This is a genomic window from Enterobacter sp. PP-008-ECC_S150 (assembly GCF_045257065.1).
In the GTDB taxonomy this organism is placed as follows: domain Bacteria; phylum Pseudomonadota; class Gammaproteobacteria; order Enterobacterales; family Enterobacteriaceae; genus Enterobacter; species Enterobacter chengduensis.
The window spans coordinates 64,827-76,255 of the sequence record NZ_JBJHHG010000010.1 but is presented as its reverse complement, the minus strand read 5'-3'; the positions used below and the strand labels follow the sequence as shown (position 1 = coordinate 76,255).

Here is an 11,429-nt window from a genome sequence, read left to right as displayed (position 1 = left end):
GAGGGCATCAGGCCGCACAATGTAAAAGCACAACTTCGCTTGCTGTTTTTAGTTTTAGTTAAGATAGTCACAACAAAAACAGGACGCTTCAGAGTCCTTTTTTATGCCACTGCTCTTTCATTCCACGAGTCTTTGAACATGATGTTCCCATCACAGTAAATCCATTCTATAGATTCATAACGAATTTCAATTTCTTCCATATGCTTACTTGCAACGCCTAATGGAAATAGAACGGGAGAAATTCTTGTAATCTTTACGTTTTCCATCTTTATATTAAAGTATTCTACCTCTATTCCTGCTTCATTAATCCTGTACATTTTAATTAAAGCTGTTTTTAGTGTTCTACCCTGACATACCGCTCTGAATAAATAGGGGGTGAGGCGATCTATCTCTTTTTCAAATGTAATCGGAACATGTAGGCGCGTACCAGTAAGTTTTCCAGTGTTATAATCTGTAGGGATCCATACAGAATGATTGAACGATTTAAGTTCTGTGGAACCCAATCGTGTAGGCATTAAACATTCACCCATTAAAGGCGAGTTATTTTCATCGGTAAGCCACATATGTGCTGGTATTGTCATTTTTTTATCCTTTGTCTTTAAAGCGGAAAGCAATTACAAATATGGTTATAAAGATTCCTAAAATAAGGTTTCGGACTGTTTTGATATCATCTATATTGGCTGCTACCATACCTGAAAGAAACGCAGCGAATATAAAAACGCTGTACCAATAAATATCATTTAAGCAATCTTGTATAAAATCATTCAAGAATTGCTTTAAAAAAATCACGATTGGTTTTAACATGATTAAATCATTCTTTTTAGCGCGTTAGTGATTTCAGTATCAGATGCTGTATTGATGTTTAAGTATCCAGCCCTCATAATAATTGGCTCAATAATGAAATACATCATCTCAAGTTTTTCGATATAAAGTGCATGATAAAATTGTGGCATGAAATGCTTTAATCTATTTGCACTTTCAGAAGCCTTCTGAACAATGCCGTATAGGTTCAATGCGGTAATCGGAATGCCAGCGCGCCCTCCTATTTTTTTAACAAAAGCGGCCTCAACTGAGGCATTCATTTTATTACCATAACAAATGTAGGATACAATCGAATAAATTAAGGCCGATTTTGATAATTTTTTTATGGAAATGTTTTTGGTGAATGGCGTTAATTTTTCAAGAATTGTTTTCTTTTCTACTTCATTTTTGTTCTTGAGTACTGTTTCTATATAAATCTTAATCATTCTGAAAATCAGATTGCGGTGTATAACTAACTCACCTAACCCCTGCACGAATCTGATATCTTCATTATTTAATCTGGTACAAACATCACGATAATCTTTTGTTAAACACGATGTATAGTATAACAGGCGCGTCGCTGCATCACCGAGATTATCTAAGTAATCAGTAACCCCATCTTTGACCCCTCTCATAGCCTTGTCTAATCTAATAGCTAATTCTTTGTCAGCTCCTATCTTTTTAATAATATCTTCGCTGTAATACATAATATATACCTTTGATTCATTACGCTCATCATCTTATACGGAACGCTTTAAACAAAGTGATCATTCTCTCACTTTTGTTAAATAGGGAACGAAAGGTTACTTTTTATCAGCTTGATGGATGAATGAAATTAAATAATTAATGTGGTGAATCTAATGCCGGATTATCTATTGTTTATTATTTTGATTGGCTTATTTTTCGATTTTAAAGTCATCCGGAGAGGTAATCACGGATGCTAACCCGTCCTGCACCTCTCACACTAAATTTACATTATTATTTGTTATTTTTTGGACGTGCTTTGCAGTAGGAGAGGGGGAGATCATGTGGCCGCAGAGGAATTTTGCGAGGCGCTTTCCAGTTTCTTTCGAAGACAGTTGCTGGATGGATCTACAGTAATAAAATGGCGGCGCACCTGCAAAATCAGGTGTCGGGATTGGCGTCCTGATTACACACATATGGAAAGATGTTGCTCAACGCAACGTCACTGGTTTCGTTCACTCTTTTTTTAGCTGCGGTATAATCCGTATCTTCAAATATGGTGGGCTGAACCGGGGCTTCTTTTGAAGCGCCGATTTTCCATATGGTCGGTACGCCAAACCGGTTCAGTCTGCCACCTGAAGTTGGCGTTTCTGGTGGTAGTTTTCAGCTCTTAATATGGAAATTATGAATATGGAAAACCAGTCTATCTCCCAACTCTACACTGAACTCTCCCTCAACCCCGATCTCCCAACCCTTGCTCAGCGCTGCACGCTGCTCGCCGAAATCCTCCTCGACTGCAAATCACTTCCTCAAACTCAGCCCGTATGCCGTTGCCTTGGAGCTTACCTGGAAGAAGTAAAATCCGGCCTTACAGAATCCATGCGTGATTTTCAGGTGGTGGAATTTGAGGATGAAGCGGAACAACCGCGACAAAAAGAGTGGTTGCTGGAAGATACCGAAACGAAATGCGACTACTGCCGGGCGTTAAACCATGTGCTGCTGGTGGCGAATTTTGACGGCGATATGTTGCCGCACATCACCGGGCTACTCCATGACATTACGCATTCTATGGCCGCAGACGTCGTTGCGCCTCGAAATGCAGAACCGGTAATTCACATTATTTCCTGAGTTCGGGCCCAGGCGTCGGGGGCATTTCTCTGACGCCGTTGGCGTGACCCTTTTTTTTGGTCTATACGTAACGTATTGATTTGTCTGGTGCGGATTTACGTGCCAGAAAAAAGGGTTTTATGCGTATAAGTTGATTATTTTGTTTGCTAACAATAAGATGGCGTGGTTTCTTTCCAGTTCACTGCCGTACAGGCAGCTTAGAAAGCGCAGGCTGGCTTTGATGAACGTGAAATCGAGTTCACTGCCGTACAGGCAGCTTAGAAAGCTGGAAAGTGGCTTATTCAGTTCATTTCGTTGTTCACTGCCGTACAGGCAGCTTAGAAATCTCTCGCACCGCGTGGTGTATGGCCGACATTGTTCACTGCCGTACAGGCAGCTTAGAAAACGAGCCAAATCCAAGGATGTCATATGGGTTGGTTCACTGCCGTACAGGCAGCTTAGAAATGAGCGGCCCCCAGCGTTCAGTCAGTTCGTCGGTTCACTGCCGTACAGGCAGCTTAGAAAACTGCAATGCTACGTTGAAAAGCGAGGGATGGGTTCACTGCCGTACAGGCAGCTTAGAAACGCCCGCATCGAGAGGAGGTAAAAGCCCTAACGTTCACTGCCGTACAGGCAGCTTAGAAATGGTCGATGGTAGATTTGCGGTTACGAGCCATGTTCACTGCCGTACAGGCAGCTTAGAAAACGCGCGGCACTCCGACGTTAACTGCCCCACACCACCCTTCTCAAACCAACCCACTCTAAAATATTCACCAACCCAATTTAAAACCTCATCCTATCAAGCCCGCACTCTCTATTTTTCATAAAAAATAAAAAACTCATTCACAAACAAATTATATTCTAACGAATATATTATTCGCAAAAATAACACTTCAGCTAAAAACCTGATTTTTCATCGTATTCTCACGGTGATTATTATTCATTTGATACCCGTCACATTTGTTTTTATCCGTTATTCGCTAACATACTGCGCATTCAACACCCTGAAATAAAAGCCCTTGCCATGCCCGTAAACAGCATCACTCCTACAGAATTAAAAACCATTCTGCATTCAAAGCGCGCCAATATTTATTACCTGGAGAAATGTCGTGTTCAGGTGAATGGTGGACGTGTTGAATATGTGACTCAGGAAGGGAAAGAATCATTTTACTGGAATATTCCCATCGCGAATACGACTGCGGTGATGCTGGGAATGGGAACATCCGTTACGCAAATGGCAATGCGCGAGTTTGCGCGGGCAGGGGTAATGGTGGGTTTTTGCGGAACGGACGGCACGCCGCTTTATTCCGCGAACGAGGTGGATATTGACGTCTCATGGCTCAGCCCGCAAAGCGAATACCGTCCGACCGCATATTTACAAAACTGGGTCTCATTCTGGTTTGATGAAAAAAAACGTCTGCAGGCGGCAAAGCAGTTTCAGCTTGTTCGTTTACAGCAAATTGAGAAACAGTGGGCAGGGCTGCGGATGAACCGAGAAACGCCTTTTCAGCCTGATACGGTCGCGCTGGATAGGGTTCTGGATCGTGCCAGAGCGGGCGTGGAAAACGCACAGGATCACACGTCGCTGATGCTTCAGGAAGCACAGCTTACCAAATCGCTCTACAAACTGGTCAGCCAGACGGTGGGTTACGGCAGCTTTACCCGCGCCAAACGCGGCGGCGGGGCAGATATGGCGAACCGTTTTCTCGATCAGGGCAATTATCTGGCCTACGGGCTGGCGGCTGTCGCGGCCTGGGTGACGGGCATTCCTCATGGTCTGGCCGTCATGCACGGTAAAACCCGACGCGGCGGGCTGGTTTTTGATATTGCAGATCTCATCAAAGACGCCCTCGTTATGCCGCAGGCATTTATGGCGGCGATGGAGGGTGAGGATAATCAACAGTTTCGTCAGCGCTGCATCAACGCGTTTCAACAGGCTGACGCGCTGGATGTGATGATCGCCACCCTGCAGGAAACCTCGCACGCGCTGGCGGGCGTCGCAAAATGAATGTGCTGATTATCTCTCGCTGTACCAAACGCGCGCGCGAGCAAAGCTGCCAGATTATCGACCAGTTTGCTGAGCGCACGGGGGACGCGGCGTGGCAGACGACGATAACGATGGAAGGCGTCACTACCCTGCGCAAGCTGCTGCGCAAAACGGCACGTCGTAACACCGCGGTGGCCTGCCACTGGCTGAAAAGAAACGGACAAACCGAGCTGCTGTGGATAGTCGGGAATTTGCGGCGCTTCAACGCGCAAGGGCGCGTGCCAACCAATCGCACGAGCCTGCAAATTATCCGCAACGACGGCGAACACCGCTGGCAAAGTGCGGAAAACATCGCCCTGCTGGGGGCGATCGCCGGGCTGTTTCATGATTTTGGTAAAGCGGGGATGTGCTTCCAGCAGACGCTTAAAGGGGAAAGTAAGCACGTCTGTCAGCCGTATCGTCATGAATGGATCTCGGTTCGTCTGTTTGAGGCCTTTGTGGGGGAGCAAACCGATGAGCAGTGGCTGGCATCGTTGACGCAGCTTAAAGCCGCTGACCAAAATGCCATGCTGAACGCGCTGAAGATGGATACAGACAAAAACGGCAGCCTGTTGGGAAAACTCCCGCCTCTGGCTAAGGTGGTGGTATGGCTGATGCTGTCGCATCACCGCTTACCGCAGTCGCATACGACGCGCCCTCAACTGGAGTATTGCGAAGGCTGGTTTGAGAAACAGCTGAACCCGGAATGGAACTCGCTTAATCATAAATCCACCGAAAAACATCCGTGGAAAGCGCGTGATTTTAAAAATGTCTGGAAATTCCCCGATGGTACGCCGCTAAAAAGTAAAACGTGGCGCGAGAAGGCCCGGCAGATTGGTAAGCGCATCCGGAACCTGCCCGCACTGCTTCACGCGGGATCGCTGGATAATCTCTTTACTCTCCATCTTGCCCGCCTGTCGCTGATGCTGGCCGACCACGTTTACTCCTCTCAACCCGCGTATGCCGGGTGGCAGGATGATGCCGTTCCGTGCTGGGCCAACAGCGACCGCCAGTCCGGGCAGCTCAGGCAAAAGCTGGATGAACACAATATCGGCGTTGCGCATCTCGCCCTGTTGATGGGGCGTTCTCTTCCCGCACTCCGCCGTTCATTGCCTTCCATCGCAAGACACAGGACGTTCCGGGAAAGAGCGAAAGATCCGCGTTTTCACTGGCAAAACAGGGCGTGGGACGTGGCGTCTTCCCTGCGTGAGAAGAGTACAGAGCAGGGCTTCTTCGGCATCAATATGGCCTCAACCGGATGCGGTAAAACCTTTGCGAATGCCCGAATCATGTACGCTCTTTCCGATGAACAGGCTGGGTGCCGTTTTAGCGTGGCGCTGGGGTTGCGCACGCTGACGCTGCAAACCGGTCAGGCTCTGCAGTCGCGCCTTGGGCTGGATGACGACACGCTGGCCGTGGTGACCGGCGCCGCAGCAGTAAAGGAGTTGTATCAGGATAACGAGGCGGAAGATACCCGCAGCGCCAGCGACGAAGCGTTCTTCGCCAGCCATCACTACGTACATTACGAAGGGGCGACCAGTAGCGGTATCGCCCAGCAGTGGCTGGCGAAAGAACCGGCGCTTAATCGCCTGGTCAGCGCCCCGGTGCTGGTAACAACCATCGATCACCTGATGCCTGCAACGGAAGGCGTGCGCGGCGGCAGGCAGATCCCTGCCATGCTGCGCCTGCTGACCAGCGATCTGGTGCTTGATGAGCCTGATGATTTTGACGTTGATGATTTGCACGCCCTTTGTCGGCTAGTGAACTGGGCGGGCATGCTCGGCTCCCGCGTGCTGCTTTCCTCTGCCACGCTGCCCCCGGCATTAACGGAAGCGCTGTTCGAAGCCTACCGGGAAGGGCGCAAAGCCTGGCAGGCAGCCTGCGGTCAGTCGGACAGACCGACGAGCATCTGCTGCGCCTGGTTTGATGAGTATGGCGCGCAGTCGCAGGATGTGGCCGACGATGCTCAGTTTCGTCATGCGCATGGCGATTTTGTCAGGCAGCGAATTAAACGTCTGCCGGACCAGCCGCGGCTTCGTCTGGGTAAGCTGGCCGCCGTAGTTCCGCACTCTTCCTGCACCGGCGATGTTGTCTCTGCCCTGGCGCAGACGCTGCACCAGCAAATGATCGCGCTGCACGGCGATCATCGCAGTACCCATAATAGCGGCAAAACCGTGTCGTTTGGGCTGGTGCGGATGGCGAACATCAACCCGCTGGTTGCCGTCGCGCAGGCGTTAATGGCACTCCCTTCTCCGGACAATTACCGCATTCACTATTGCGTATACCACAGCCAGCACCCGCTGGCGGTGCGCGCGGCGATTGAAAAGCGACTCGATGCCGCGTTCACGCGCCACGAGCCGGAGCGGGTCTGGCAGTTGCCTGAAATCATGCAGGCGCTGACCTCACCGGAACAGCACCACCTCTTTGTCGTGCTTGGAACCTCCGTTCTTGAAGTCGGGCGCGATTTTGATGCCGACTGGGGGATTATCGAGCCGAGCTCCATGCGTTCGCTTATTCAGTTTGCGGGACGTATTCAGCGCCACCGTCAGATCGTTCCTGAGCGCGAAAACCTGGTGATTCTCCAGCGCAACGTGCGCGCGCTTCGCGGAGAAAAGATCGCCTACTGCCGACCCGGTTTTGAGACCGAGCAGCATCCGCTGGCCCATCACGACCTTCATGAGCTTCTTACTGAAGAAGGCTACCGCACGCTGAATGCGGTCCCGCGCATCGTTGAAAATCTGCCCGGCAACGCGCTGGCGGCGCTGGAGCATCAGCGTTTGCGCGCCGCGCTGCTGGTCGATGGCAAAAAATCAGATGCGGTGGCGGCGTCCTGGTGGCGGCTACCGCTGACGTGGAATGGTGAGCTTCAGCTGCGGACGCCTTTTCGCCGTGCTTCACCGCAGGAAACGTTCTTTTTGCGCATGGAAGAGGAAGACGATGAACCTGAGTTTTGCCTGATGCAGGAAGACGGCAGGTTGAAACCCGCGGGACGGTTTTGCGAACAGGCGTTGTTCATGGCTGACGGCGTAGAACCGTGGGTTGCAGTCGATTATGCCGAGATATTACAGACGCTCGCCGGGACGAAGCAGATGGAGCTGGCTGCGGTGTCGCGACGGTATGGCGAAATTACGTTAAGAGTCAGCAGGGAGGAGGAGACGGAACAATGGCTGTATCACCCGGTTTTGGGTGTGTTTCGCGCCCTCTGAAAGAGGGCGCGAGCTGCTTGTTCAGCAGTATAAAATAAATGATAAGAGCCTCATATATTTCTAAGCTGTCTGGGCGACAGTAGATAAGCATTATATTAATTTAAGGTTTTTTGGCAAGAGTATGTCACTTAAGGATAAAAGCATAATATAGGTGTGGATGAACGTATTGAAATAGAGTACTTTATTTTTACTCAAATAAAGGAATGTTTCACTACGATGATTTTTATCAGGTTTTTATTTGTCTTGGTTATGATTCTGTTTTGTTTTTATTCGAGCTATTTATATTAAATATAATTGCGAGATTTATATTTCTACTGATTATAAGTGCAAGAATTAAGGTGATATATGAAGGAAGGAACACTATTCTCATTTATTACAGCTTTTATTGCCGGACGACGGCAAACAAAGCTGGAAGCATTTGATAAAGCGGCCGCAAAGCGCAGCGAAGATAGCGCAACGCTTGCGGCTGAACGCCGGGAACTGGAGCTTCGCTATGAGCCGAAAGCATGGCTGACGGATGCCGCGAAGCGAGCCGGACAAATTAACCTCGTGACCCATGCGGCGAAATTTACCCACGGGGATTCAAAAAGTAGCAGTATTTACAGCGAGGCAGTGGCGCAGGAAGGGTATCTCAGCACCGCTGCGTTGTCAGGTCTGGAACCGGATGCGGTGGGCAACGCCGCTGCGCTTGACGTCGCGAAATTATTGCAAACGCGGGTAGAGGGCGGCGACTCCCTACTGGCAAGTTTGAAGCGAGGCGACTGCGCCGCTCTGGCCGCGTTTACCGATGACGAGAGTCAACTGCGTGACTGGATTGCGGGTTTTTCTCGCGCGTTAACGCCCGGCGAAACCGCTTCGCACAAGCTGGCTAAACAGGGGTATTTTCCGGTAGGTGAAAATTACCATCTGTTAAGCCCGTTGTTTGCCACCTCGCTTGTTCACGCTATGCATCAGAAGATGATTGCCTGTCGTTTTGGCGAGGAGGTAAAAGCCATCTGGAAAGCGCGCCGCGAGAAAACCTGGCATCCCACTCCGCTGACGCTTTTTCCGGAGTCAGCAGAAGTGCACTTTGGTGGCACGAAACCGCAAAATATTTCCTATCTGAACAGCGTACGCGGCGGACGTAGCTGGCTGCTTTCCTGCCAGCCACCGCAGTGGAAAAGGGCAGAAAAGCCACCGACGAGCTTACGTTCTGTTTTCGCCTCGGGTGGGCAATTCGACCGCCGTGCGAAGAGTCATATTCAGCTGCTTGTTTCCCTACTGACGAAGGCGGGCGATTACACCAATTTTCGTATTCGTGAAGCGCGCGATGGCTACATCAATATGATTATCGATCTGCTGTTTGAGATCGCCTCTGTATTTCAGCGGGAAACCGCGCAGAACTGGACGCTCAACTGTCCCGATCTGAAACCTCATCAGCAGCTCTGGCTCGATCCCTGGCGCACCAAAACCGATGAAGCTTTTCGTCTTGAGCGGGATAAAGACGACTGGCAGGACGCTGTGGCGGAAGATTTTGCCCAGTGGCTGAACGCCCGTCTGCGCAAGTCGCTGCCGGATGTCGGTAATGTGGAAAAGCGGGAGTGGGAAACGCGCGAACGTTTACGCAGTCACCTCCGCGAGATGGAAAAAATTATCCGGGAGGCGCTGAAATGAGCTCACTGATCCTGCTTCGCCGTATCAGAGTCGAAAACGCCAACGCGATTGCTGGCCTGACGTACGGTTTCCCCGCGATTACTCATTTTCTGGGATTTGCCCATGCGCTGTCGCGCAGGCTGACGGAGTCGCACGGGCTGCGCATTGAGGGCTGTGCCGTCGTCAGCCACGAACATCAGATCCACGCGCACACGTCCGGTCGCGATTATCAGTTTGCCCTGACGCGTAATCCCCTTACCCGTGAAGCGAAAACGGCCTCGTTTAATGAGGAGGGGCGCATGCATATGACGGTTTCGCTCCTGCTCGAGTGTCACGGGGAAATTCCGAACGGTGAATACGGGCAGCGTGACCTGGCCGAGTACCTTTCGCAGGTGTGCCCGACGCTCCGACTGGCGGGCGGCATAGTCGTTGATATTGAGGCGATTACCGTTATGGCAATGCCGTCCACCGAGCGCGAAATGCGTCGGTTGCAGTGGCAGCTTATGCCCGGTTTTGCCTTACGCGATCGGAGCAGCTGGCTGGTACAACATCATCAAACGCTGCTTGAAAATAATCCTGATGCCACGCTGCTTGATGCCTGGCTTGATTTCGCCGCGCTGAAAATCCAGGCGGAAATGCCTGAGGACGGCAACCTGCGCGAAGGCGAGCCGGCCGACTGGCACGTTGTTCCCAAACCCAATCCCGGTTATCTGGTGCCAATAATGACGGGCTACCAGCGCATCTCTGAACTCTACGCCCCCGGCGTCGTGGAAAACGCACGCGATGCAGAAACGCCCTTCGCGTTTACCGAAGCGGTATATGGCGTGGGCGAGTGGTGCGGTCTGCACCGGATTCAGGCGCTTGACGACATTTTCTGGCGCTATCGCACGACAGAAACAGGCTACTACTGTCAGGGCGCGGGCGCGCCGGTGACTTCTGAACCTCTTAATTAAAAAGGACTTCTCTATGGCAAAGGCTCCAACTGCCGTTAAAACGGCATCTGTACTGGCATTTGAACGTAAACTGGCAACCTCTAATGCGGTGATGTATTCAGGACGCTGGGCGGGAGAGACCTGGCAGCCGATTCGGATTCAGGAAAAAGCGGTACGCGGCACCATTTCTAACCGTCTGAAAAATGCGCTGACCAACGATCCGGCAAAGCTGGATGCGGAGATCCAGAAAGCGAACCTGCAGCGTGTGGACGTGGCGGCGCTGCCTGCCGATGCTGACACCCTGAAGGTGAAATTTACCCTGCGCGTGCTGGGCAGCCTGTCGACGCCATCCGTGTGTAACGATCGTGACTACCAGGATGCGCTTCAGCAGGTTATCGACGGTTATATCAGCGAACACGGTTTCAAAGAGCTGGCGCGTCGGTATGCAACCAATCTGGCAAACGGCCGTTTTTTATGGCGTAACCGCGTCGGGGCAGAAAAAATCATCGTGAACGTGACGGGAAGTAAAGCGTGGACGTTTGATGCGTACAATTACGCGCTGCGAGATTTTTCTGCCCGCGATGAGAGCCTGAACGCACTGGCGCAGGAGATCGAAAAAGGGCTTAGCGGTGAAGCATTTGTTCTCCTGAACGTCGACGCGCAGGTGCTGCTCGGTGCCGGGCAGGAGATCTTCCCGTCGCAGGAGCTGGTACTGGACAGCAACAGCAGCAAGAGTCGTCTGCTGTATCAGGTAGACAGCGTTGCAGGCATGCACTCGCAGAAAATCGGTAATGCCATTCGAACGATTGATACATGGCACCCTCAGGTCGATGCGCTGGGCGCTATCGCCGTTGAGCCGTACGGCTCGGTCACCAGCCGCGGTGTGGCCTGCCGCCAGCCGAAAGAGAAGATGGACTTTTACACCCTGCTGGATAACTGGGTGACGAAAGGCCAAAAGCCTGACGTTGAGCAGCAGCATTACGTCATGGCCGTCCTGATCCGCGGCGGTGTCTTCGGTGAGAAGGGCGAGTAAGGAGTGGT

9 protein-coding genes and 1 CRISPR repeat array are annotated in these 11,429 nt (G+C 51.1%); of the genes, 6 read left to right on the top strand and 3 right to left on the bottom strand.

The genetic code is table 11. The features are described from left to right. Positions 1–101 precede the first annotated feature (101 nt). The 3 genes from ACJBF3_RS12735 to ACJBF3_RS12725 are packed head-to-tail and all read right to left on the bottom strand — an operon-like array spanning position 102 to position 1,508. The gene (locus ACJBF3_RS12735) at positions 102–581 is read right to left on the bottom strand and encodes a type VI secretion system tube protein TssD (RefSeq protein ID WP_045327298.1); all 480 of its coding nucleotides are present in this window, start codon (positions 579–581) and stop codon (positions 102–104) included. A 4-nt stretch (positions 582–585) separates the two neighbouring features. Next, positions 586–804, bottom strand: a complete 219-nt coding sequence (locus ACJBF3_RS12730) for a hypothetical protein (protein WP_045327296.1) — start codon at positions 802–804, stop codon at positions 586–588. A 2-nt stretch (positions 805–806) separates the two neighbouring features. After that, on the bottom strand, positions 807–1,508 hold the full coding sequence (locus ACJBF3_RS12725; RefSeq protein WP_045327294.1) for a hypothetical protein: 702 nt from the start codon (positions 1,506–1,508) through the stop codon (positions 807–809). Positions 1,509–2,169: 661 nt separating this feature from the next. On the opposite strand from ACJBF3_RS12725, the gene ACJBF3_RS12720 reads away from it, so the two are divergent. The 6 genes from ACJBF3_RS12720 to csy3 all read left to right on the top strand — a co-directional run bounded on the left by ACJBF3_RS12720 (position 2,170) and on the right by csy3 (position 11,421). Continuing rightward, the gene (locus tag ACJBF3_RS12720; protein ID WP_045327292.1) at positions 2,170–2,613 is read left to right on the top strand and encodes a hypothetical protein; all 444 of its coding nucleotides are present in this window, start codon (positions 2,170–2,172) and stop codon (positions 2,611–2,613) included. Between the two features lie 176 nt (positions 2,614–2,789). Further along, a CRISPR array of direct repeats spans positions 2,790–3,297; the repeat unit is 28 nt; unit sequence GTTCACTGCCGTACAGGCAGCTTAGAAA. 319 nt (positions 3,298–3,616) lie between these two features. Then, positions 3,617–4,600 (top strand): type I-F CRISPR-associated endonuclease Cas1f, encoded by a 984-nt coding sequence (cas1f, locus tag ACJBF3_RS12715; protein ID WP_045327290.1) that lies wholly within the window; start codon positions 3,617–3,619, stop codon positions 4,598–4,600. Further along, entirely contained in the window at positions 4,597–7,824 is a 3,228-nt protein-coding gene (gene cas3f / locus ACJBF3_RS12710; protein ID WP_406545126.1) for a type I-F CRISPR-associated helicase Cas3f, read from the top strand. Before cas1f ends, cas3f begins: the two co-directional genes overlap by 4 nt. Positions 7,825–8,169: 345 nt before the next feature. After that, complete coding sequence (csy1, locus tag ACJBF3_RS12705; protein WP_045327286.1) at positions 8,170–9,477, top strand: type I-F CRISPR-associated protein Csy1; 1,308 nt, start codon at positions 8,170–8,172, stop codon at positions 9,475–9,477. Further along, positions 9,474–10,409, top strand: a complete 936-nt coding sequence (gene csy2 / locus ACJBF3_RS12700; protein WP_045327285.1) for a type I-F CRISPR-associated protein Csy2 — start codon at positions 9,474–9,476, stop codon at positions 10,407–10,409. Before csy1 ends, csy2 begins: the two co-directional genes overlap by 4 nt. 13 nt (positions 10,410–10,422) lie before the next feature. Beyond that, positions 10,423–11,421 carry a type I-F CRISPR-associated protein Csy3 gene (csy3, locus tag ACJBF3_RS12695; protein ID WP_045327283.1) on the top strand — a complete coding sequence of 333 codons (999 nt, stop codon included), beginning with the start codon at positions 10,423–10,425 and terminating at the stop codon, positions 11,419–11,421. Positions 11,422–11,429: the final 8 nt, after the last annotated feature.